At 61.9% G+C, this 21,129-nt stretch carries 23 protein-coding genes and 2 pseudogenes; 10 read left to right on the top strand and 15 right to left on the bottom strand.

Features of this window, described 5'->3' with window-relative positions; translation table 11 throughout:
• Positions 1 to 184: 184 nt before the first annotated feature.
• Together M3I56_RS23395 and M3I56_RS23405 are read left to right on the top strand one after the other, a co-directional pair.
• A complete protein-coding gene (locus M3I56_RS23395) occupies positions 185 to 388 on the top strand; it encodes a cold-shock protein (RefSeq protein ID WP_028207638.1) in 204 nt (67 codons plus the stop codon).
• Positions 389 to 934: 546 nt separating this feature from the next.
• On the top strand, positions 935 to 1,246 hold the full coding sequence (locus M3I56_RS23405) for a hypothetical protein (protein WP_375541778.1): 312 nt from the start codon (positions 935 to 937) through the stop codon (positions 1,244 to 1,246).
• Positions 1,247 to 1,309: 63 nt separating this feature from the next.
• Here the strand turns inward: M3I56_RS23405 and M3I56_RS23410 are convergent, their stop codons facing one another.
• The 10 genes and pseudogenes from M3I56_RS23410 to M3I56_RS23450 all read right to left on the bottom strand — a co-directional run bounded on the left by M3I56_RS23410 (position 1,310) and on the right by M3I56_RS23450 (position 10,213).
• Positions 1,310 to 1,549 carry a hypothetical protein gene (locus tag M3I56_RS23410; RefSeq protein WP_254356030.1) on the bottom strand — a complete coding sequence of 80 codons (240 nt, stop codon included), beginning with the start codon at positions 1,547 to 1,549 and terminating at the stop codon, positions 1,310 to 1,312.
• Positions 1,550 to 1,593: 44 nt separating this feature from the next.
• A complete protein-coding gene (locus tag M3I56_RS23415) occupies positions 1,594 to 1,851 on the bottom strand; it encodes a hypothetical protein (protein WP_254356031.1) in 258 nt (85 codons plus the stop codon).
• A gap of 176 nt (positions 1,852 to 2,027) precedes the next feature.
• Positions 2,028 to 2,243: a hypothetical protein gene (locus tag M3I56_RS23420; RefSeq protein WP_254356032.1), complete on the bottom strand. Its 216-nt coding sequence runs from the start codon at positions 2,241 to 2,243 to the stop codon at positions 2,028 to 2,030.
• 58 nt (positions 2,244 to 2,301) lie between these two features.
• Positions 2,302 to 2,550, bottom strand: a complete 249-nt coding sequence (locus tag M3I56_RS23425; protein ID WP_254356033.1) for a hypothetical protein — start codon at positions 2,548 to 2,550, stop codon at positions 2,302 to 2,304.
• Positions 2,551 to 2,621: 71 nt separating this feature from the next.
• A complete protein-coding gene (locus M3I56_RS23430) occupies positions 2,622 to 2,912 on the bottom strand; it encodes a hypothetical protein (RefSeq protein ID WP_254356034.1) in 291 nt (96 codons plus the stop codon).
• A gap of 315 nt (positions 2,913 to 3,227) precedes the next feature.
• Complete coding sequence (gene infA / locus M3I56_RS23435) at positions 3,228 to 3,494, bottom strand: translation initiation factor IF-1 (RefSeq protein WP_028207633.1); 267 nt, start codon at positions 3,492 to 3,494, stop codon at positions 3,228 to 3,230.
• Between the two features lie 822 nt (positions 3,495 to 4,316).
• Positions 4,317 to 5,312, bottom strand: coding sequence for a GNAT family N-acetyltransferase (locus M3I56_RS23440; protein ID WP_254356035.1), 996 nt, complete (start codon positions 5,310 to 5,312; stop codon positions 4,317 to 4,319).
• A 46-nt stretch (positions 5,313 to 5,358) separates the two neighbouring features.
• A pseudogene (locus tag M3I56_RS41690) lies at positions 5,359 to 5,430 on the bottom strand (4Fe-4S binding protein); the annotation flags it as partial.
• A gap of 592 nt (positions 5,431 to 6,022) precedes the next feature.
• Positions 6,023 to 8,413, bottom strand: coding sequence for a PAS domain S-box protein (locus M3I56_RS23445; RefSeq protein ID WP_254356036.1), 2,391 nt, complete (start codon positions 8,411 to 8,413; stop codon positions 6,023 to 6,025).
• Positions 8,414 to 8,995: 582 nt separating this feature from the next.
• Positions 8,996 to 10,213, bottom strand: a complete 1,218-nt coding sequence (locus M3I56_RS23450; protein WP_375541779.1) for a DNA topoisomerase IB — start codon at positions 10,211 to 10,213, stop codon at positions 8,996 to 8,998.
• 297 nt (positions 10,214 to 10,510) lie between these two features.
• Between M3I56_RS23450 and M3I56_RS23455 the strand changes: the two genes are divergently transcribed.
• On the top strand, positions 10,511 to 11,764 hold the full coding sequence (locus tag M3I56_RS23455) for a phosphatidylserine decarboxylase family protein (protein ID WP_254356037.1): 1,254 nt from the start codon (positions 10,511 to 10,513) through the stop codon (positions 11,762 to 11,764).
• On the opposite strand, the gene M3I56_RS23460 is transcribed toward M3I56_RS23455, so the two are convergent.
• Positions 11,738 to 12,472 carry a PIG-L deacetylase family protein gene (locus M3I56_RS23460; protein WP_254356038.1) on the bottom strand — a complete coding sequence of 245 codons (735 nt, stop codon included), beginning with the start codon at positions 12,470 to 12,472 and terminating at the stop codon, positions 11,738 to 11,740. The two genes, M3I56_RS23455 and M3I56_RS23460, sit on opposite strands and share 27 nt — an antisense overlap.
• A 141-nt stretch (positions 12,473 to 12,613) precedes the next feature.
• On the bottom strand, positions 12,614 to 12,991 hold the full coding sequence (locus M3I56_RS23465; protein WP_375541780.1) for a hypothetical protein: 378 nt from the start codon (positions 12,989 to 12,991) through the stop codon (positions 12,614 to 12,616).
• A gap of 410 nt (positions 12,992 to 13,401) precedes the next feature.
• On the opposite strand from M3I56_RS23465, the gene M3I56_RS23470 reads away from it, so the two are divergent.
• The 3 genes from M3I56_RS23470 to M3I56_RS23480 all read left to right on the top strand — a co-directional run bounded on the left by M3I56_RS23470 (position 13,402) and on the right by M3I56_RS23480 (position 15,701).
• Entirely contained in the window at positions 13,402 to 13,884 is a 483-nt protein-coding gene (locus M3I56_RS23470; protein WP_254356039.1) for a PRC-barrel domain-containing protein, read from the top strand.
• Positions 13,885 to 14,019: 135 nt separating this feature from the next.
• Positions 14,020 to 15,060 carry an acyl-CoA dehydrogenase gene (locus tag M3I56_RS23475; RefSeq protein WP_254356040.1) on the top strand — a complete coding sequence of 347 codons (1,041 nt, stop codon included), beginning with the start codon at positions 14,020 to 14,022 and terminating at the stop codon, positions 15,058 to 15,060.
• A 23-nt stretch (positions 15,061 to 15,083) separates the two neighbouring features.
• Positions 15,084 to 15,701, top strand: coding sequence for an SAM-dependent methyltransferase (locus tag M3I56_RS23480; RefSeq protein ID WP_254356041.1), 618 nt, complete (start codon positions 15,084 to 15,086; stop codon positions 15,699 to 15,701).
• A 14-nt stretch (positions 15,702 to 15,715) separates the two neighbouring features.
• Here M3I56_RS23480 and M3I56_RS23485 read toward each other — a convergent pair whose 3' ends face one another.
• Together M3I56_RS23485 and M3I56_RS23490 are read right to left on the bottom strand one after the other, a co-directional pair.
• Positions 15,716 to 16,399: a glycosyltransferase family 2 protein gene (locus M3I56_RS23485; RefSeq protein ID WP_254356042.1), complete on the bottom strand. Its 684-nt coding sequence runs from the start codon at positions 16,397 to 16,399 to the stop codon at positions 15,716 to 15,718.
• A gap of 298 nt (positions 16,400 to 16,697) precedes the next feature.
• Positions 16,698 to 18,056: an NRAMP family divalent metal transporter gene (locus tag M3I56_RS23490; protein ID WP_254356086.1), complete on the bottom strand. Its 1,359-nt coding sequence runs from the start codon at positions 18,054 to 18,056 to the stop codon at positions 16,698 to 16,700.
• A 150-nt stretch (positions 18,057 to 18,206) separates the two neighbouring features.
• Between M3I56_RS23490 and M3I56_RS23495 the strand changes: the two are divergent.
• The 3 genes and pseudogenes from M3I56_RS23495 to M3I56_RS23505 all read left to right on the top strand — a co-directional run.
• Positions 18,207 to 18,368 (top strand): annotated as a pseudogene (locus M3I56_RS23495) (pyridoxamine 5'-phosphate oxidase family protein); the annotation flags it as partial.
• A 141-nt stretch (positions 18,369 to 18,509) separates the two neighbouring features.
• A complete protein-coding gene (locus M3I56_RS23500) occupies positions 18,510 to 18,704 on the top strand; it encodes a hypothetical protein (protein WP_254356088.1) in 195 nt (64 codons plus the stop codon).
• Positions 18,705 to 18,777: 73 nt separating this feature from the next.
• On the top strand, positions 18,778 to 20,073 hold the full coding sequence (locus M3I56_RS23505) for an Nramp family divalent metal transporter (RefSeq protein WP_254356043.1): 1,296 nt from the start codon (positions 18,778 to 18,780) through the stop codon (positions 20,071 to 20,073).
• Between the two features lie 53 nt (positions 20,074 to 20,126).
• Here the strand turns inward: M3I56_RS23505 and M3I56_RS23510 are convergent, their stop codons facing one another.
• Positions 20,127 to 20,540, bottom strand: coding sequence for an ester cyclase (locus M3I56_RS23510; RefSeq protein ID WP_254356044.1), 414 nt, complete (start codon positions 20,538 to 20,540; stop codon positions 20,127 to 20,129).
• On the opposite strand from M3I56_RS23510, the gene M3I56_RS23515 reads away from it, so the two are divergent.
• Positions 20,454 to 21,038 carry a LysR substrate-binding domain-containing protein gene (locus tag M3I56_RS23515; RefSeq protein WP_309249178.1) on the top strand — a complete coding sequence of 195 codons (585 nt, stop codon included), beginning with the start codon at positions 20,454 to 20,456 and terminating at the stop codon, positions 21,036 to 21,038. The two genes, M3I56_RS23510 and M3I56_RS23515, sit on opposite strands and share 87 nt — an antisense overlap.
• The last annotated feature ends 91 nt before the right edge of the window (positions 21,039 to 21,129 follow it).

Raw genomic sequence — 21,129 nt, forward strand, 5'->3', positions numbered from 1 at the left:
ACGGAAACATGTTGACTTCCAGCGTTTTCCAGGATAATCTGAAGTGTTGAAGTCTTCAAGAAGCGCGATTGCTGCTCATCATTGACCGCATCCTGCGGTATTCGTTGTCCTCTCCCCTCCTTGATCCTTTTTCCCCGCGCCCGTCTGGAGCGCGCCTACATCTGTTCATATTCAGGAGAATTCCATGGACACCGGTACCGTAAAGTGGTTTAACGACAGCAAAGGTTTTGGATTTATCACGCCCGACGCAGGTGGCGACGACCTGTTCGCGCATTTCTCGGAAATTCGCGGCGACGGGTTCAAGACCCTCGCAGAAGGCCAGAAGGTCAGCTACGAGACGAAGCGCGGCCCCAAGGGCATGCAGGCATCCAACATCACCCCGCTGTAAGTCATCTGTGCGTGCCGCCGTCATGACGGCGGCACGCCGACACTCTCAAAACGGGAGCCATCTGGCGATCTCCCCCGGCTCACCGTATTCCCGACGGTTGCTTTTCTTCAAACCTCACACTCACACGCCCCGCCAATCGCGAAGAACGTTCGCGTTACGAGTTTTATTCCCCAGGATATTTCGCCACCGAAATGGAAGCCCTCGGCTTTTCAGATCAATTGGGGATGCGAATGGATCGATACCCGGGGCTAGCCACTGCTCCACTTCATATCGACGTTCCGGCGAAGAGAAAAATATTCAGGACTTCATATCAAGCAAAGTCGCATCTGGCGAACATGCGCAAATCAAAGCCAAAGCACTTTCGGCCGATTGACAGTGATAGCATGGACCCGCTTTTCACTTCGACCAGTCAGAAATTGTAGTGAAGAAACTGGAACCAGCTCGGAGCAGACAGCCTGATGCTCGGCGCAATTGCTCAAGCGAGCGGCAGGCGGTACCATACAAGCCGAATCGCTGAGAGTCGAGTGTACGGAACGGTAGAAACCCGTGAACACCCCCAACGGAAACGCCGACATGCTAGTTGATCGCCATGCCGTTCCCCACTACCTGGTCCTGCGCGCCGGCTGGCCACCTTATGTGCTCGATATCGACCGCCTCATCCTGCGTCGCGAAGCGAGCTCACTCCTTCAAGCTTTCGCAAAAGCCCGAGGCTCAGCGACCTCGATCTCCGATGATGCATGGGATGATTTTTCGGCCGCGGAATCCCTCTCGGTCCTCGAACGTACGTCAGTTCGTGCCTATTCCCTGATAGATGGGGCGGAAAGCACACACCAGTTGAGGCTTCTGGTCTCCCTGTGAGCGTTCCGGCGCGGCAATTCTTAATCAGGCGCAGTCACCGTTTCCGACGCAATGCCGGTGGTTTTACGACTCGTCTTCTCCGATAACGGCATCGATAGCCGCTTGACCCGCTTCCTGTGCGTTCAGAAACGCCTTTTCCCGGCCAAAGGGCCCTCTACGAAGCTTTGTTTCGGCGCCAAGCTCGTCAATCACCTCGACATTATCACCGCCCTTGATCTGAAAAACCGCGTCGTACAGGCCCGGAGAAACCTCCGTCAGCCTCACATGAATTTCAAAACCACGATGCGAGAATACTCGATGCATGGAAGCCCCGCGAAAATGATACGGGAATTCGGTTAATCGGACTTTCACACGTTTCGCGCACTTTCCGCATGCTCGATCGCACGTTTGCAGGCATCAAAAGCAGCGCGGAACGCATCGTCAGGATCGTCGAATGAACCCTCGATGCATCTGGTGTTCTCGGGCATTTTCGGCACGCCTGCCGATGATTCCATGTATGTGGGTGGCTCTACGACGAAGTACCTGGCTTCCCCAGCCGGGGTAAGTCTGCTTGCAACTGTTGCTTTCATTTGCCAACCGTTGAATGTATCGAGCCGCGTTTCCATAGGCCTCCCATCAAACCCCGTGAAGTCAGTCTCGCGATGGCGGACATTGTTCCGCGATCGGGCCGCGCTCCGTTTCCGTCCGACACAGGAGAAGGCCGATCGGCCCGGCGGGTACGATGCCGTCATCCAACACAAGCAGATCCGACCACATGCCCGACCGCGGCGCCCTCGCGCTTCTACCCGAAGCGGGTGTCCAGCCACTGCTGTGCCCAGTTCGTCGCGTAGGCGATCGCATCCTCACGCGCGTCGAATCCAGCGAGGTCTCCACTGAGGTGAACGTCATGTTCGAGTCCATCCGAACGGCTGGTGCTGATGCGCGCATGCGCTATGTATTCGCCGTCCGCCCGACGGGGTGTTGGGTCGATCCGGAATCGGGTTGAATCGGAACGCATGTTTTCACCTTCTCAATCAATATGCGGCATTCTTGTGCCGCAATGTACGTCGTCATCGTCAAGCTGTGCGACCGTTGAGAAGGGCCATGATCTGCCCCGCCTCGCAGTCCGACTCGCAACTCGACATACCACTGTCGTGTAACAGTGCACGCACCGAGACGAACATCCGGTACGCATCCGCGTCGACCTCATGGCGGTGATCGCCTATCAGGTTATCCAGGTCGACGTTCGCATCCGAGGGTAGGTATTCATCGACAATCTCGCGGCCGCGGACCTGAATGCGTCTGAGCAGGTCGTCTCTGTTCATGGCGAACCTCCGGCGATTCCGGAAAGCCATTGTTCCAGTGGGGAACAACGGCTGCACGAAGAGAAAAACGTTCAGGACGTCATATCGAGGAAAGTCGCACCCGGCGTACAGGTATCGATGAGGCGCTCTGCGTATTCGATCGATGCACGACGCGCATCACCCGAATTGATAAACGGCCGACTGGCTACGACGCCAAACACCCGGCTCCGTTGAGTGCCGTCGGGCTCCTGCGGTTCCAGGATTCGTACGGCAGCGTCAAACCCCTCGTCGTAGTTATGACCGGATCCGGACGCGGTTGGACGGTGCGGATAAACCAGGGGACAAATTTCGAGTCCACGGTAGAGACGGGTAGCGACAGTCATGGAGTCACCTTCTGGCCGCACGGTTTGCGGCAAAAGAGAATAAGGGCGCACGCGACCGCCTCGACATCCGGACGGCGGTCGATCGCGTTTCGAGGTCTGCGATGGAGGGGAGCGGCTCGATCCCTGAGGAAGGGTACAGGAGGCGGGCTGGGATCGGTCGCAGGTCAACTGATGTTTTCATGCTACGCCCCTCCAGCCGTTTGTACAGCGAAAGTTTCAGACTTGCAGCCTGCATGCTGCCGGACTCATGCGGCCTGTCGGCGGGCAGTCAGGTCCTGGAACGGCGGGTAGTTGGCGCCCTTGCGTTGCTCCCGTTCAGTGACGACGGAAAGTGCTGCTGCGCGTCGGGGCGCCGCTTCGCTCGTCCTTGTGTCGGAAATTGATGCGTCCTTTGGTGAGATCGTAGAGCGAGAGCTCAAGCGTAACCCGATCCCCGGCCAGGATGCGAATGCGGTTCTTCCGCATGCGGCCAGAAGCGTACGCCCCTACGATCACGCCATTGTCCAGCGTGACACGGTAGCGACTGTCGGGCAACACTTCGTCGACAATTCCATCGAGTTCGAGAAGCTCTTCTTTTGCCAATCAATTCTCCTGAGCAAATAGGGGCAAAGCGTCGCCAGCGCGACTTCAAGGCAAAAGACGCATGGGCATTGCAACGGCCATTGCCAATGCGATGCTGAGGCGATGATCTGGATAAACGCGACTGTGAAAAGGCGTGCTCGCTGCACGCGAACTGGAATACAGACGCTTCAACGAACGGCGCGTGCCGTCCGGGAGGGCTGCGCCACGCCTACCAAGGCGGATGGCGCGTAATGTAGTCACGATGGACGCGACAGCGGAATAGGGACAGAGGTAAGACAGCCTCTGTGCGGCAGCTCAGAGCATGCGCGGCAAGTCTCTGGCTCAGAATGCGTGGGAGCTATTATGCACGCGTTTCGTCTAATTGGCCACCGGCCCGCCGCTGTGGACGTGGTCGCCCGACGATTCTCATGTCGGCTGGCGACAGTAGTATGACGCGCTCTTGTCTTGCCAATGACTTCGCGCAGCCGACGCGGCTTGACGGCCTGGCTGGCAAAGCGTAGCCTGGCTTGCTCGTTGTTTGATAGCGGTTCGTCGTCAACCGCAACTCCGGCAACCCCATCCCCCGCCCTCCTTCGGTCTTGGCTAAGGCCACCTCCCGGAGTGCTATCGGCTGTTTCGCCGGTGGTCTGCCTGAACGGTACAATGCGTTTCCTGGCAATCCTGATCGTCTCTAATGCTGCTAATAGCGCGCTCCGTGAAGCATTGGAGATCGGCATCCCTGCAATACGGACACGGATCGATTTTCTCGCCACGCGACTGTGTTCGGCGCCCGAACGCATTGCCATGGCGGCGACGACTCAAAGCTTACAGAACGCAAATACGCTAGTGGCGCTCTTTCGCTGCTTCAAGTGCATCGAGCCGTGCCAGCAGCGTCCGGACCTGGGACTGCATATCCAGTGAGGCGGAGCCAATATCCTTGATGCGTGCGCGCCAGTAAGCCGGCAATGTCACGACTGTTGACTTCGGGAAGGTGATCTCGCTTTGAACGAGTTGTTCGAGTTGCGAAACCATGGTGGTAATGTGCGCCAGTTCCAGCGTCGCATCGTTGGAAAAAAAAGTGGTTTTCATCCGACCGCTCCCGTCATTGTCGTGACACGCATCGGGGCTCGAAAAGCCGTCAAAGTCAAAAGTAAGCTTGCGCTCCAGCGCGCGACCAATGCCCGTCCACAGCAGCAAGCTGATCGAGCCGCAATGCGCGTCCTGCGACCGTGACGAGAGCAGGTAATACATCGCCTGTTGATCCCACACGAGACCAACTGCCGCGACGGGCTTTCCGCCCTGATCATATGCGCCGAGCAGCATGCCGGCCTTTCGCTCGACGAACGCGTTGACGAGTTCGCGCATGACTGCATCCCCATAAGCATTGTCACGCGAGCGTGCCGTGAGATTCGCTTCGTATAACTCAAGAAATTCCATGGGCGTGAGGTCGGGCACGATCGTCAATTCGCGCGAGGCGCTGCGGATCACATTACGCGTCTTGCTGTTGAGGAGTTTCCATGCTTCGTCGGGTGTTGTCTGCGGGTCAATGCGGAACGTGTAGCGCGCCGATACCGCAAAGCCGTGCAGCGCGAACGCGAGCGCATCGTCAATGCGAGGATCCAGCACCTGGAAAAAACTATCGCAGTCGGGCAATTGTTCGATCAGTTGTCCGATGACGTCGAGTTCATGATGCAACTGGCGCGCCTCGCTGCCCGACACGCGCTTGATCACCGGCCCGAGCGTTCGCGTGAGCGGCGGCAGGTGCGAGACACGCCACAGTCGCGTACGCTGCATCGCATACGGCATTTCGCCGATGACCTCGTCATTGCGCTTCACCATCGCAAGCTTCCAGTTGTCCTGTGTGGTGATATCGAGCCACCAGCGCTCATGAAAGATCGAAGGCGCCGCGCGAACAGGCTCCGGCGCAACTGTGGCAGCCGATGCATCGAGAACGGGAAACGCCCGGTCAATTCTGGTCGTCATCGATCACCAGCCTGTTGTGACTGCAAGCGCCGCGGGATCATGCATGCACTCCACCTGCCCCCGTGCCCACGCTCTTCAGCGAATTCCTCTCGACGTGACAACGCGTGTACTCAACGTGGCAGTCCACGCGGCGGGTTTTCTTGTCTCTCCTGGTTCCTGCGAAGCTATGCGCAAGATGGCGCTTCGAGCGCCTCTGCTTTCGTTTCCGGCATCCCTCTCTGTGCTGCAATGGACGCCCAATGCGTATGTCAGCCAACTGCCATTGGCGCACTGAACTTCAGTCTATCCACGACCCTCTACTGTGTACGCCAAATCCAAGCGGCATGCGAACAGGTTATTCCCTGCCCAATTTCTTCCGATCAGCCGTCCAGATTTGATGTCCGCACGGTACGATTTACGTATGGAGTCGAGAAGGGGCTTTGCTTCCCCTCTTTCCCGGCAGCCACCCGGGAATCGCTTTCGCGGTCCGCCCACGTCCAGCAGCCACGCAATCGAGTTCGGTGACGACGTTGCTTCAGTTGTTGAACAACCATCGCTACAGGGTTATCACTGGGACAACTATCGGCTTATTCGTCTTCATTCCGCTTAGCCTGTCCGTGCATCGCTGCGATAAGCGAATGAAACTGTTCTGCAGTGAACGGCTTGCGAAGAGAAGCGAAGTCGAATCCAAGCGCGTCCGGAGACGGGGCTTCACCGCCGGACGCGAACACGATCCTGATACCCGGATGACACTCAACCGCAGCCCGGGCGAGTTCAACGCCCGACTGTCCTGGAAGCACGATATCCGTGAGAAGCACATCCGCTTTTCCCGCCATCAATACTTGCATTGCCTGTTCCGCGCTGCCGGCCTGTTGCACGTCATAGCCCAGGCTGGACAGCAATTCGCTCACTGCCTCCCGCGAGCCGTCGTCGTCGTCCACGATAAGAATCGAGACGTCCGCCGGCGCCTGGGCAGGCGCGTGCGCCGTCCGGTCCAACGACTGCACGACCGACGGGTTGCCTGTGTCCTGATTGCGGGCCGGGCCAAGCAGCCGGCGGATCCTGGAGGCAAGCTGCTCGCGGCTGTAGGGCTTGCTTAGCAGGTGCACGCCCGGGTCAAGGCGGCCGCCATGCACGATCGCGTTCTGCGTGTATCCCGAGGTAAAAAGAACCTTCAGATGCGGCAGCGCGCGCGTCGCGCGTTTCGCGAGTTCGACGCTTCGCATTCTGCCGGGCATCACAACATCCGTGAACATAAGGTCGACATGCACGCCGCTTTGCAGGATCACAAGCGCGCTTTGTGCATTGTCGGCTTTCAGTACCGTATAGCCCAATTGCCTTAGTGTCTCGACCACCGTTGTCTGGACGCGCCGGTCGTCCTCGACGACAAGAATGGTTTCGGAACCGCCGGTGGGCGCAACGCTTTCCACGGGTTCAATATCCGCAGCGCTCTCCAGAGAGCGGGGCAGATAGATCTTGACGGTAGTCCCGTGCCCGGGCTCACTGTAGATCCTGATATGGCCACCGCTCTGCTTGATGAAGCCATACGCCATGCTCAGCCCCAGGCCGGTGCCTTGCCCCTCCGGCTTGGTTGTAAAGAAAGGCTCGAACGCTCGCTCAAGTACGTCCGAGGGCATGCCCGTTCCGGTGTCGGTGATCGCGAGCAGCACGTATTGCCCTTCGCGAACGTCCGCGGCGAGTGCACGGTAGTGATCGTCGAGCATTGCGTTCGACAGCTCGAGCGTCAGCTTGCCGCCTTCCGGCATGGCGTCGCGCGCGTTGATCGCAAGGTTCAATACAACGTTCTCGAGGTGGTTCGGATCGACCAGCGTATTCCACAGACCGCCGGCGATGACGGTTTCCACATCGACGACTTCGCCCAAGGCCCGCCTGAGCAGGTCGTCCATGCTGCGCAACATGACGGCCAGGTTCACGACGATTGGCTGCAACGCCTGCCGGCGCCCGAACGCGAGCAGCTGCGACGCCAGATTCGCCCCATGCTCGACCGCGTCAATTGCCTTGTTAAGACGCTCTCTCGTCCACACATCGCGGCCATGCCGGCCTTCGAGCAGTTCCAGGTTACCGCGTAACACCTGCAGCACATTGTTGAAGTCGTGCGCGACGCCGCCGGTCAACTTTCCGAGGGCCTCCATCTTCTGCGACTGGAGCAGCGCCGCGCGCGCCTTTTCAAGTTCTTCCTGAGCGGTCTTGCGTTCCGTGACATCGCGCGTAATCTTGGCAAAGCCGATCAGCTTTCCTTCCTCGTCGCGTATCGCGTCAATGACGACATTGGCCCAGAACCTGCTGCCGTCTTTCCTGACCCGCCATCCCTCAGTCTCGAAGCGCCCCTCTGTCGCGGCGGTGCCCAGGCTGCGCTCTGGCAGCCCCTCTGCCGCGTCTTCGGCCGTATAAAACCGCCTGAAATGCGAGCCGATTATTTCGCTCGCCTCATATCCCTTGATGCGTTCCGCTCCAAGATTCCAGTTCGTCACATATCCTTCCGGTGACAACATGAATATCGAGTAGTCGGCCACGCCTTGCACCAGCAGCCTGAATCGCCGCTCGCTTTCCGTCACAGCTTCATGAGCGCGGCGCTTGTCGGTCATGTCACGCACGATCTTGCCGTAGCCGATGAATGTACCGCCAACCGTGCGGAGCGACGTGATCAGGACACTGGCCCAGAAACGCGTGCCGTCCTTACGCACCCGCCAGCCTTCGGTTTCGTATTGCCCGTGCTCCCGCGCGGCGTGAAGCCCGGCTTCCGGGACGCCGTTGCGCCGGTCCTCCTCCGTGTAGAAGGTGGAGAATTGCCGGCCGATGATTTCGGCAGGGTGGTAGCCAGTGATACGCCTGGCGCCAGGATTCCAGCTGGCAACCTCCCCTAGCTCGGTGAGCCTGAAGATTGCGTATTCCGAAACGCGCATGACCAGGGACCGCAGCCATAAAGAATCGATGTCGTGGTACTGGTCGCCTTCCATCAGCCCCCCCTCGTCGATGTCGACGTCCGATAAAATTCAAGACTGCGCCCTTGCAGCGCATAGGCAGGCGGCCATTGCGCGTTCCGTCGTTACCAGGCGAAACGAACCGGCATGTTCCCCGGCCGCGAGTCCGCCGTCTACCAGATTATGCAATACGGGCAATTCGCATCCGCCTTGTGCACTGCGCAATGCTGATCCGTGTGCGAAGTACGGGTCGCTAGCGTGCAGCGATTGGGCATCATGGCGTAGGATCAGGCTTGGCGTCGTGGCGTTCGCCGCACACAGCGCCCGGCAATCTGGGAGGGCCACCAGGGCGCACACAAGGCCGATAGACGAACTTGCCATGATCGACGCGAAGTTACGCGATTGCGAACAACAAATAGTGGACCAGGAGCATCGTCTTGAGTCGATCGGCCAAAGCCTGCGCACCCGCGAGGATTCTGAAAAGTGACTTGAAAACCTGATAGTCAGCCTGAAGGCACTTCAGGAGTTTCGAAGACTGGTCAGGAAGGAAGTGCAAGAAGACGAAAAAGGGCATGTCAATTTTTTCGGGCAATGAGACACGCTACGACTGCCGCCAGATCACCGGGAAGCCGCCTCGGACGGCGAGCGCGCACGTGGAGGCTTTTTCGCTGCAGACGCTTCCCGACTGGATCGCGCGAGCAGGCCGCTGAGGCTTGAGCCACTTGACGCGCCGTTTCGCTCGCGGCTCGATGCCTCGCGCGCCCGGCGTTTCGCGTCGCTCTTCAGGAAGACAACGAGCGCGGCTTCGTCGGCCTTGAGTCCGCGGGGGCGCGCCGCCGGAACCTCCCAAGCCAGTTCGCCCGTCTCGAACGCTTCGATCACGGCCGGGTGGACATAGCACTTGCGGCAGACTGCGGGCGTGTTGCGCAGTAGTTGCGAGATCTGCTTGATGGTGCCGACGACGTGTTTGCGCGCCTGCGCCACCGTTTCCCATTCCAGCTTGCGCAGCGCCGCAAACGCGAAGACGCTGCCCGCCCACGTGCGGTAGTCCTTCGCCGTGAAATCAGCGCCCGTAACCTCATGCAGATAGTCGTTGATGTCCGAGGAGTTGACAGAATGCCTCGTGCCGTCTGCGTCGAGATACTGGAAGAGTTCCTGGCCCGGCAGTTCCATACAGCGTCTGACGATCCGCGTGACGCGTGCGTCGCTGACGGCAACGTCGTGCTCGATACCGCTCTTGCCGCGAAACCTGAAGCGCAGCCCGTTGGACGAAACTTTCAGATGCCGCTTGCGCAGCGTCGTCAGTCCATATGAGCGGTTCTCCCTCGCGTACTCCTCGCCGCCCACGCGAATCAGCGTCGTATCGAGCAGGCGCACGATGGTGGCAAGCACTTTGTTCCGCGGCATGCCGTCAAGCGCAATATCCCGCGCCATCCGCGCACGCAGTCGAGGCAGCACGACGCCGAACGCCTGCATACGCTCGTATTTGGTCGCGTCGCGCGTTTCACGCCAGCGAGGGTGATAGCGGTACTGTTTGCGCCCGCGTGCGTCGCGGCCCGTTGCCTGCAAATGGCCGCGCGCGTCCGGGCAGATCCACACATCGGTATAGGCGGGCGGAACCGCCAACGCGTTGATGCGGCGATTCTCGGCATCGTCCTCGATGCGCTCGCCGTGCGTATCGAAGTAGACGAATGTTCCGCCGATGCGTTTGCGCGTATACCCGCGACGCGAGTCGTCGACGTAGCGCAGCCCCGAAGGCAGGGAACCCGTACTGGATGCGCCGCGCGGTCCCGCCGCACGATTTTGGTTTCGGGTGCTTTTCTGAGTTTTCGCCACGACTTACCTCAAACCAGTGACCACGATGGTAGCCACCGTTCAGCAATAGCCGTACCGTGATCATCGTGATCGCACCGCTGAGTCGCATCAGTAACGTTATCGAACCTGGGCTCTAACTGTGCCTGGCGGCCGCTTCGCACCAGCGGCGGCGGGCGACAGTCGCGTCGGAGCGACCCGAAAAAAGTCGAACGAGGCACCTACGGCCATGGCCAGTGATGAGTGACGGCAGTCGCGCCCGGTTTCCCCGAGGTATCCGCCTTGCTTCTAGTCGTATTTCCTGAGCACAAGGAGCGACGCATGGACGCCACTACCCGGCCCAATGTGAAGGCCCGAAGCCGCCTCGGCAACTGGATGCCGCAAAAAGAACAGATCGCGGCGGACTTTCGTCGCCAGATCGCCGCCGCCGCGCGCGAGCGCGCGCGCAGCACGGCATTGGCGAACGTCGTGCGCGAACTCGCCGACCTCGTGCAAGGCGACACGGTGCTGCGCATGAATCTCTCGCGTGCGATCGACGAAGCATCGCGCGCGGGCTTCGAACTCGGATATGGCAATATCGACGAGTTGATGACAATCGTCGATTACCTCACGACCTACGCGCCGCCCTTCAATGCCTCCGTGCCGATCGCCACGCCGCTCAATCTCGTACTCGACTGGCCCATGTGCATGCCGTCGGGCTACGCCGTGTTTCGCGACCCTGCCTTCAATACGCAATTGCGCAACGTACTCTCGTACTGGTGCAGTTTCCTGAGCGGTCCGCATTCGCGCTCGCATCTCACCACGCAGGCGCCGCACGGCTGGTTCAGCGAGCGAGCCCAGGAGACGATGCATCTGGACGACTACCTATGCGAACGCTCGCAGCCTTATTGGGGCTTCGCATCCTGGAACGACTTCTTCACGCGGCGCCTGCGCGAAGGCGCGCGCCCCGTGGACGACCCGTCGAACGCAGCCGTGATCGTCAACGCCTGCGAAGCGTCGCCCTACGACGTGAGCGACCGTTGCCAACTTCACGACCGCTTCTGGATCAAGGCGCAGCCGTATTCGCTGCGCGAAATTCTGGCCGGCACCGAACGAAGCGTGGCTGAACGCTTCGTGGGCGGCAGCGTGTATCAGGGCTATCTGAGCGCGTTCAACTACCACCGCTGGCACGCGCCCATCGCAGGGACGGTACGCGAGGCGTACAACGTGGATGGCACCTACTACTCGGAAATCGAGGCCGAGGGCACCGACGCACGCGGCCTGAACGATTCTCAGGGCTACACAACGGCGGTCGCGGCGCGCGCGGTCATGCTGATCGAAGCCGACGAAGCGGCGCTTGGGCTCGTGGCTTGCGTATTTGTCGGCATGGCCGAGGTTTCTTCCTGCCGCATCGTGGCGCTGCCAGGCCAGCATGTGGACAAGGGCGAAGAACTCGGCTTCTTCCAGTATGGCGGCAGCACGTATTGCCTCATCTTCCAGCCCAACGTGATTCGCAGGTTCGAACCGCGCCCGCCATACCGCGACGACGCTTGCGCTCTCAAAGTCAATTCACGGCTCGCGCTCGCCGCTGTTTGACCGCCGCTCCACCCGCCAGTAACGCTCGGGCCGCTCCACATCCGGTGGAAACGGCCCGAATGCACGCACCTGGCTCGGGTACGCCCCCACCGCACGCCGCTTGATCGCCGCGAGCCGCCGAGCCGGATACCGGCCGAACGCCTGCGCACTCATCGGGCTCACCCCCAGGCGCTCTGCTTCGAGGCGCCGGAAGCCCGCGTCGAGCACCCCAGGCATTGCGCGGTAAATAGCGTCCTCATAGGCGATATATCGTGTAAGACGCCCGGTTTGCAGCAGTAAACGGCACGCGGCGCCCACGAGTTGATGATCGGAATGCCACAGGCCGAACGGACACACGGGCAAATAGGCGCCAAAACGCGCAAACTGCTCGGCCAACGTGCGCGCAACGTCTTCGACGTCCGGCGTCGCGCCATACTGTCCATCCAGAAAATCCAGCCACAACGGTGTAGCGCCACACAGCGCAAGCGCACGTTCGTCCTCCCGCTTGCGCGCACGCACGGCTTCGTGCGCATCGGCAAAGCCGCTCGCTTCATCCCATTGCGTATGCATCGGTGCGGCAGGCTCGCCCGCGAACACCGTGCAAACGATCGAACCGGGGCACCTCGCAAGCAGACCTGTGCAGCCGAGTACTGCGTCGTCCAGATGTGGCGAAACCACGATCAGCCGCGGCGCGCCGTCGCTTATGTCGTGAGGCGCAGCATTCGACATCGTCTCTCCTTTTTCGCTTCAAGCTCCCGACGCACAATGGGCATGCACGCGATATGGCGCAGTGGGGCTGCAATTCGTACAGCTTGCAGCGCTTGCACGTAGCTTCTACAACTGCACATTGCTGTGCAATGCTGAGCAGATTTATTTGGCACGCGGTGGCTCGATACGTTCGTCGGCGCAATGCAGCTTGCCTGCGCGGAGCGCGACCACCGCTTTCCCAGCCACCTCCTCCCGGAAGCGCATGTCGGCGTCGAGCGTGTCATGCGAGCTCGCGTAGGGTTCGTAGTAACCCATACGATCGATGCGCGCCATACCCGCGGCGACCCATCCAGTCGAGCCAGTCGGCAAGCGCGCGGCGCGTGCCTCGATGCCAGCCACATCGCCATGCACGATCGCGCCGTACGCACTCCCCGCAAGACGCTTAGGATAATGCCAGCCCGCCAGTTCAAGCGCCTTCGCTTCGTCCGGATGCTTGCCGTGGAGATCGGGTTCGCATTTCTCCCGGGCACGTATAGTCATTGCGCGACGAAGCATTCACCACGAGCGCGCGGGAGCGCGTACCGCTCTCCCGCTGGCGCCGCTGCGCGGCTTCAAGGCGCTCGTGCGTCAAGCCCCATTCCGTGGAGAGGTCATAATCGGAACCGGCGTAACCCTCCCCCGCCTTCGCGGTCAGCGGCGCCTTGCGTCCTTCGCTATAGGCGTCCCAGGCAATCGGTTTCATGATGGATTCCTTCTCGATTCGGCTCGTCGAACGTCTCTCCCACGCAATTGGCGTTCCGGCTGGCCCCGCTGCCATGGCGTGTCGACCCGGGCGCGCGGGTTGCGGAATGATCGATGCACCGTCTCCGCGCGGTCTGCGGGTAAAACCGCCGGGTCGCGCGGGCGATGCGAACGCTTCACGCAACCTTCGATCATTTCAGGAGCCCATCATGGCGATAAACCCCGATTCCCCGCAGACCGGCGCGCGTATCGTCGGCAAAGGCAGTGAGACCGCGGCCGGCCCAGGCCCATCCATCATGGCCTCGAGCACGCTCGAAGGCGATCGCGTCTTCAGTTCGGATAACGAAGAAATAGGCAAGATCAAGCACATCATGCTGGATGTCGAGCGCGGACGGATTGCCTACGCGGTCATGTCGAGCGGCGGCTTTCTCGGCATTGGCGACAAGCTGCTCGCGCTGCCGTGGGCCGCGCTCACGCTCGACACCACACAGAAATGCTTCGTGCTGAACGTGACCGGCGAGCGCGTCAAGAATGCGCCGGGCTTCGACAAGGACCACTGGCCTTCCATGGCCGACATCGGCTGGGCGACCACGGTGCACGACTACTACGGCGCGCGCGCGCATTGGCAGGATGATCCGCTCGCGCCGGGCAGCGGCATCGAGCCTCCCGGGATGGGTGGCCCGAAGCTCTAGGACTGGCATGCGCGTGAATGAAGCGGGCTCGCGGCTTTCGCGGGCCCGCACACGCGTCCTACCCATCCAGGGTGGGCGCGCGAAGGCATGCCGCTTGCTGAAATTCAGGCAACTCACATGGGTCAGGAGTCCACCATGTCCGATTTACGCGCGCACTGGCAGGCGGAACTCGATGCACTGTTGGTCAGCGAACCCATGCCGCTCGACACGACGACGCTCACCGGCGCGACTGCGCGTCTTGCGGCGGCGTTTCCTGTCCTGCCGATGCCAGGCGCGGGCAACACGCTCGCGCGCTGGCAATTTCTCGCGGAGGTAGCAGCGCGCGACCTCGCACTAGTCAAGATTTATGAAGCGCACGCCGACGCCCGCGCGATCCTCGCCGAACTCGCGCCGGCTGCGCGCTGCGAAGCCCCTTCCCTTGCCAGGCAGCCTATCTGGGCCGTCTGGGCCGCTCGCTCGCCGGGCAACGAATTGAGCTTTGCTTCGCGCGACGGCAAGGCCGTGAAGCTCGCTGGCACCAAGGCATGGTGCTCGGGCGCGCGCTTTGTTACGCATGCGCTCGTGACCTGCGTCGATGCAGACGGGAGCGACTGGCTCGCCGCCCTGCCCGTGGACCAGCCAGGCGTAACGGTCAGCGAGCGCGGCTGGGAAGCGGTCGGCATGGAAGCCACTCAAAGCGTGGAAGTCGACTTTGCCGATGCGCATGCAACGCTCGTGGGCGACCCTGGTGCGTACGTGCGCCGCCCCGGCTTCTGGCACGGCGGAGCGGGTATCGCGGCTTGCTGGTACGGTGCGGCTTCGGCGCTCGCGGCGAGACTGCGCGACGCGGCGCAGCGCCGCGACAATCCTTATTTGCGTGCACACCTGGGCGCCGCCGACGTGGCGCTCGTCGCCGCGCGTGCTTGCCTGCGCGAGTGCGCGGCCGCCATCGACGGCGCGCCGCGCGCGGACGCTACGCGGCACGCTTTGCGCGCGCGCTGTGCCGTGGAAAGCGCTGTGGACAGTACCCTGCGTGCTTGCGCACGCAGCATGGGCGCGGCGCCGCTGTGCCGCGACCGCTGGTTCGCGCGCGTGAGCGCCGACCTGCCGGTCTTCCTGCGCCAGAGCCATGCGGAAGCCGATCTTGCCGCGCTCGCCGGCGCGGTACTTGAGTCCGGCGAAGACTGGCGGCTCTAAAACCGGTAATCGCAAGGATAACGATGGACGGTCCCCCCGCATCGCTCGCCAGCTATTTCGACAGCAAGTTCGCCGCGAGCCCCGATCCATGGCACTACCGCGACAGCTGGTACGAGGCGCGCAAGCGTGCGCTGCTGCTCGCGTCGCTGCCGCGCGAGCGTTATCGCAATGCGTTCGAGCCGGGTTGCGCAATCGGGACCTTGTCCGCCGGCCTGGCGCGGCGTTGCGAGCATCTGCTTTGCGCGGACTTCTCGTCTCGCGCCGTGGCCGCGGCACGGGCGCGCCTTGCCGCGTTCGCGAACGTGGACGTGCACGCGCTCGCCATGCCGCGCGACTGGCCCGCCGGCCAGTTCGACTTGATCGTGATGAGCGAATTCGCGTACTACCTGAACGCAAGCGACTGCACTTCACTCGCCACGCTAGCCGCGTCCTCGCTCGCCGCCGATGGCACGCTTGCATGCTGCCACTGGCGTCACGGCGGCGAGACGTGGATGCTGCAAAGCGTCCAGGTGCACGGCATCTTCGCGCAGGCGGCGGCAAACGCCGCGCTGCTTGCCGTCGTTCAGGTCGAAGATACGGATTTCCTGCTCGATGTCTGGAGCCGCGATCGGCTCAGCGTCGCGCGCCGCGAACGCCCGTGAAGTCACGCTGAGACTCAAGGCGCAACCGGCCGCTCGGTGTCGTCCACACCGTCTGCCCACGCGGCGAGCGTGTCGCCGAAGCCGCCGCGCGCACGCGCGTCGCGCCGCCCGCTGGTCACCACGCGCGGCGCCGCGCTCCACGCGAGCGTGGCGCCCGTCGCGATCAGCAGGTCGACCAGCGCGACGTCTTCGCTGCAGGCAAGCGGCGGAAAACCTCCAGCGCGCAAATACGCGTGCGCCGCGACGCCCAGGTTTGCGCCATGAATGTGGCGATGCCCGTCTGCATCGCAGTAGCGTCGTTCCCAAGCCGCGCGGGCGCAAGGCGCCAGCGCGCTCCAGTCGTCCACGCTCACGGGCCCGCACACGGCGTCCGCGGCAAGCGCGAGTTGGGCGGCAAGCCAATCGGGCGCGACGTGGCTGTCGGCGTCGGTAAAGGCCAGCCAGCGGGCGCCGCATGCAAGCAGAGCCTGCGCACCGGCGGCGCGGGCGACGCCAACGTTGCGGGCTTCTACGCATAGCGCCTCGAACCCGAAGTCCGAGACGATCGCAGCCGTTGTATCCGTGCAGGCGTCGAGCACCACGAGCAGACGAACCGCTTCGCCTCGCAGCGCGGGATGCGACGCGGCGCACCGCACCGAGGCAAGACACGCGGCGATCAGGCACGCTTCGTTGTGCGCAGGAATAATTACCCCGATCATTCGAACTCCATAGTATTGGCGTGACATTGCGTCATGCCACCCGAAGTCCGATCGTGGCGTACGCAGCAAAGGCCAGACTGCATGCGCACGCCGGATGCCTGCGCCCACCACCTGATACCGTTGCCTGCGCGGCCCCCGGCGCTCCAGGCTCGCAATGTCGATGCGCACCCATGCCTCAGCCAGCCGACAGCTTGAGTCGCGCGTTCGTTTGCGAAACCTTGCTCGCCCCTGATCCCTTTCCAGGTGGATATCCAGACACAAGATACCGGTTGCGCGTAACTTCGCCATTCATGGGCTCTCATGTGAACTGCAAAACGGTATGCACTGCCAACGCCGCGCCCGTAGCAAGGGTGGCCAGCCAGCATAATGCGCGAGTGATCGCGCGCGCCTTCATTTCACCCACCGCCTCGCGGCGCCGGCTCAACAGCAAGAGCAGGATGAGGACCGGCGCAACGGTCATGCCATTGGCCAAGGCACTCCAATAGCAGGCCTTGACCGGATCGACCCCGGAAACATGGAACAGCAATGCAATGGCCGCACTCACCACCATGAGCACAACGAGAACGCCGGCAATGCGGCGGTCTCGCCGCGCACCCTGCGGCCAGCCGAACGAACTGGCGGCAGCGTGCGCCGCCGAACCCGCCAGAGGCGGGAGCGCAAGCAGCGCGGTGCCGAGGAGCGCAAGACCGAGTACAGGCGACGCGTATCCACGCGCGATCGGAGCGATCGCTAGTGCAGCGGCCTGGGTGCTGCTGACCGGCTGGTGCGCGGCGTGGAGCGTAACGGCAGCCGCGACGAGGATAAGCGCTCCGCAGGCGTTGGAAAACAGCGTGCGCACGAGCGTATCGCGTCGCATCTTTTTCAGCTGAGGTGGGTCTTCATGACGCCGTTCGCGGCTTTCCCCCGCGCGCGTACGCTCTTCGACTTCCTGTTCCGCCTGCGAAAACAGCAGATACGGGCTGACCGTGGTGCCAAGCACCGCAAGCAGCATCCCGAAGTAGTCTTCGGACCAGGTGAAACCGGGCACCAGGGCATGCCACGCCACGGCGCGCCACGGCACGTCGGTCACGAACATCACGCCGGCATACGCGAACAGCGAGAGCGCTAGCCACTTGAGCACGTTAGCGTAGCGCGCATAGGGGATCCACCATTGAAGCGCGATTGACGCGCCAGCAAAAAGGATGATGAATGGCGCGACCGGCCCGCGGAACATCAAGCGCGCGGCTTCCCCCATGGCAAGCATATCGGCAGCCATGTTCACGGTATTCGCACCCAGAAAGCGTGCGACAGCAATCAGGAAGATCCAGCGCGCATAGTGCTCGCGCATGTTCTCCGTAAGGCCCTTGCCCGTGACAGCGGCGACGCGCGTCGCGATCAACTGGAGCGCTACCATCGACGGGTACGAAAGAACGCACACCCATAGCAGATCGAAACCATATTGCGCGCCGGCCAGCGAATACGTCAGGATGCCGCCCGGGTCATTGTCCGTTGCGACGGTGCCGAGACCCGGGCCAATGTCCGCCGCCCAGGCGTGCGCCGGGAGTTCGCTTCGATTGGCATGCTCGCGTCGAAAACGTAGGCTCAGGCCGGCTTTCATCGAGAAGAGTGCATAGACGTGCGGAGTGCACTCTGCCCCGCAGGGCACGTTCCCGGGCATCGAGCGTGCTCTTCTCTTCTGATTCCGGTCCTTCGTCACGTCATAGTCAGCCTGCCAGGAATAAACTCGATGAACCTCGATCAGATTTATGCCCGAATCTGGGATTGCCTCGCTGCCGCTGTACGCGAAGATGGCCAGCCGTTCAAGGTGATGCAGGTGGCGACGATCAGCCTTGATGGTTCCCCGAATGTGCGCACCGTCCTGCTTCGGAGCGCCAATGAAGCCGAGAACCGGCTTACTTTCCATACCGACCTGCGCTCGCCGAAGATTGCCGAACTAAGCCGGGATCCTCGCATCGCGCTCGTCGGTTGCGATCCCGTTCGCAACCTGCAAATCCGCGTATATGGCGAGACCCGAATCCTTCGCGACGGGCGAGCGCGAATCGATGCATGGAGGTCCAGTCCAGACCACGATCTTATTGTCTACCGCACGCGCCTCCCGCCCGGAACTCCCATGAGCCATTCGGGTGATGCGTTCGACGAGACACACGATATTCCTGGTCAGGCCGAAGGCCTCAAACATTTCGGCGTCGTCGAGTTGCGTCCCGCGCGCCTGGATTGGCTAGACCTTTCGTCGACGGATTGTCAGCAGCGCGCGCTGTTTGTCCGTCACGGTGACGTCTGGATCCACAGCTGGATCGCCCCCTGATCAGGCCATCATGCGGCACGAGACTTGCGGGTTCATCGCGACGCTACATGCCGAGTGCTCCAGGAAGATCTCCGTGGCCGACAACGAAAAACTTGAACCCGAAAGCGCCGTCACTGATCGGACCGAACGCTCGTGGCTGTCGCGGCTAGGGCCCGGGCTCGTAACGGGCGGCGCGGATGACGATCCGAGCGGAATTGGCACGTACTCCCAGGCCGGCGCGAAATTCGGTTTCGCGCTGCTATGGACGCTTCTGTTGACCTATCCGCTGATGGTCGCCATCCAGATGATCAGCGCACGAATTGGACGTGTGACTGGCAAAGGACTTGCCTCCAACATGCGAACTTTTGGTCCCCGCTGGCTTGTGATCGTTCTCGTGCTGCTTCTCGCGGTCGCCAACACGATCAACATTGCCGCGGACCTGGCGGCCATGGGCGCAGCCATCGGTTTGCTGGTGCGTGGCCCTGAGCAACTTTACGTAGTCGCGCTGGGCGCGTTTTCCGCAATCCTCCAGATCTGCGTTCCCTACGAAAGTTACGCACGCTTCCTGAAGTGGCTGACCATCGTGCTCTTTGCGTACGTTGCAGTGGCGTTCGTCGTTCCGGTCGACTGGGCGCAGGTCGCTCTTTCCGTGGTCCGCCCGCGTGCACCACTGTCTGGCGACTATCTCACCACCGTCGTCGCCGTCCTCGGAACCACGATCAGCCCTTACCTGTTCTTTTGGCAAGCTTCACAGGAAGTCGAGGAACTTCGATCGAAGCCGGGCGAACATCCGTTACGCTGGGTCTCGTCATTCCGTGCATACAGGCAGCTCGACAGGATCACCGCCGATACCTGGATCGGCATGGGCGTCTCGAATGGCGTGGGATTTTTCATCATGTTGACCGCAGCCGCGACGCTGCACGCGCACAATATCAGCATCCAGACTTCGGCGGATGCGGCGAAGGCGCTTGCTCCCATTGCCGGGCATTTCACAGCGTTAGTGTTTGCCGCGGGTATCCTGGGAACCGGGCTGCTCGCGCTGCCCGTGCTGGCCGGTTCGGCGGCCTATGGTGCGGCGGGCGCGTTTCGGTGGCGCAATAGCCTGTCTTTACACCTCACGCTGGCGCGCGAGTTCTATTCCGTCATCGTCGTGGCCATCCTGGGCGGCGTCGCGATTACGTTCTGCCACCTCGACCCGGTGAAAGCGCTTTACTGGAGCGCTGTCGTCAATGGGCTTGCCGCCGTACCCGTCATGATCGTCGTCATGTTGATGGGAACCAGTCGCCGCGTAATGGGAAAGTTCGCCATATCAGGGATCCTGAAATTTGGCGGCTGGACTGCAACTGCCGTTATGGCCGTAGCAGCCATCGGCATGTTCATTCCCGCATAGCTGTGCGACTGTTTTTTGCCTTGCATCTGTCAGCTCTGCGCACCTGCGTTGGTTCAGGGTTGCGCCGGAAATTGGCCGATCTGAAGGAAAAGGCCAAACCAGTCCTCCATGTGCCACGTGGTGGTCACGCGCTGGCCGTCCAGCGCGTGAAACTCATGCAGACGAAAGCTGACCTGCTTGCCGGTGGGCGCAATGCCGAACAACTCGCCGTGATGCGTGCCGCTGATTTCGGCACGCACCGCGATCTGGCCGGGCACCTGGATCAGGTCATGGATGACGATGCGGACATCCGGGAAGGCCTGACTCAGGCTACGGATAATCGGCTTGATGCCTTCGGGTCCGGGACGTTCAACCTGGGCCTGTCCGATTACCCGGCCCACGTGTTTCTGCCAGCGTTGCTGCAGGCGGTCGGGCAACAGGCACCCGGTATCTCGATCAATGTGCGCGCCTTCACCGACCGCGACCATGCCGTCGACTTGCTCGATGCCGGCATGATCGACGCGGCCATCGGCGTCACGCCCACGCATCCGGAAGGTCGAATATTGACGCGCCCGATTCTGCGCGACGAGTTCGTCACGATCATCGCCAGCGATCATCCCGCGGCACGCCGCGGGATGAACATGAAGACGTATCTCGCGCTGCCCCATGTGCTTGTGTCGCCCGAAGGTGATCGGCATGGCCTGGTGGATCAGGCGCTGGCGCAACAGGGCAAGCAGCGCACCCTCGCGCTGACCCTGCCGCAGATGTTCGCGGTGCCGGCCGTCGTCGCCCGCACGGCCATGGCCGCCACGGTCATGAAGCGGGTTGCGCTCAATTCGCCGGCAGGCAGGCAACTGGCATTGTTTCCACCGCCTGTCGCACTGCCAGAGATCGTCTTCCATTTGATCTGGCATCGCCGAAGCGATGCCAATACTGCGCAGCAGTGGCTGAGGACTCTGATTGAATCCATCGCGTCATCGTTGTGACAGGTCTGATCAGAGCGCTAGCCACGCCGATGCGATCTGGCCCGTTGGCTGTCAGCCGAAAGTCTGCCCAGGGTAGATCAGGGTCATCGAG

The organism is Paraburkholderia sp. CNPSo 3281, from assembly GCF_024206515.1.
Classification (GTDB): Bacteria; Pseudomonadota; Gammaproteobacteria; order Burkholderiales; family Burkholderiaceae; genus Paraburkholderia; species Paraburkholderia nodosa.

What these genes read in the sequence shown, in the direction of transcription:
- M3I56_RS23395 (WP_028207638.1), top strand. Translation starts at nt 185, where the DNA reads ATGGACACCGGTACCGTAAAGTGGTTTAACGACAGCAAAGGTTTTGGA.
- M3I56_RS23410 (WP_254356030.1), bottom strand. Translation starts at nt 1,549, where the DNA reads ATGCATCGAGTATTCTCGCATCGTGGTTTTGAAATTCATGTGAGGCTG.
- M3I56_RS23415 (WP_254356031.1), bottom strand. Translation starts at nt 1,851, where the DNA reads ATGGAAACGCGGCTCGATACATTCAACGGTTGGCAAATGAAAGCAACA.
- M3I56_RS23420 (WP_254356032.1), bottom strand. Translation starts at nt 2,243, where the DNA reads ATGCGTTCCGATTCAACCCGATTCCGGATCGACCCAACACCCCGTCGG.
- M3I56_RS23425 (WP_254356033.1), bottom strand. Translation starts at nt 2,550, where the DNA reads ATGAACAGAGACGACCTGCTCAGACGCATTCAGGTCCGCGGCCGCGAG.
- M3I56_RS23430 (WP_254356034.1), bottom strand. Translation starts at nt 2,912, where the DNA reads ATGACTGTCGCTACCCGTCTCTACCGTGGACTCGAAATTTGTCCCCTG.
- M3I56_RS23440 (WP_254356035.1), bottom strand. Translation starts at nt 5,312, where the DNA reads ATGGTGAAGCGCAATGACGAGGTCATCGGCGAAATGCCGTATGCGATG.
- M3I56_RS23445 (WP_254356036.1), bottom strand. Translation starts at nt 8,413, where the DNA reads ATGGAAGGCGACCAGTACCACGACATCGATTCTTTATGGCTGCGGTCC.
- M3I56_RS23455 (WP_254356037.1), top strand. Translation starts at nt 10,511, where the DNA reads ATGGACGCCACTACCCGGCCCAATGTGAAGGCCCGAAGCCGCCTCGGC.
- M3I56_RS23460 (WP_254356038.1), bottom strand. Translation starts at nt 12,472, where the DNA reads ATGTCGAATGCTGCGCCTCACGACATAAGCGACGGCGCGCCGCGGCTG.
- M3I56_RS23465 (WP_375541780.1), bottom strand. Translation starts at nt 12,991, where the DNA reads ATGACTATACGTGCCCGGGAGAAATGCGAACCCGATCTCCACGGCAAG.
- M3I56_RS23470 (WP_254356039.1), top strand. Translation starts at nt 13,402, where the DNA reads ATGGCGATAAACCCCGATTCCCCGCAGACCGGCGCGCGTATCGTCGGC.
- M3I56_RS23475 (WP_254356040.1), top strand. Translation starts at nt 14,020, where the DNA reads ATGTCCGATTTACGCGCGCACTGGCAGGCGGAACTCGATGCACTGTTG.
- M3I56_RS23480 (WP_254356041.1), top strand. Translation starts at nt 15,084, where the DNA reads ATGGACGGTCCCCCCGCATCGCTCGCCAGCTATTTCGACAGCAAGTTC.
- M3I56_RS23485 (WP_254356042.1), bottom strand. Translation starts at nt 16,399, where the DNA reads ATGATCGGGGTAATTATTCCTGCGCACAACGAAGCGTGCCTGATCGCC.
- M3I56_RS23490 (WP_254356086.1), bottom strand. Translation starts at nt 18,056, where the DNA reads ATGCCCGGGAACGTGCCCTGCGGGGCAGAGTGCACTCCGCACGTCTAT.
- M3I56_RS23500 (WP_254356088.1), top strand. Translation starts at nt 18,510, where the DNA reads ATGAGCCATTCGGGTGATGCGTTCGACGAGACACACGATATTCCTGGT.
- M3I56_RS23510 (WP_254356044.1), bottom strand. Translation starts at nt 20,540, where the DNA reads ATGGTCGCGGTCGGTGAAGGCGCGCACATTGATCGAGATACCGGGTGC.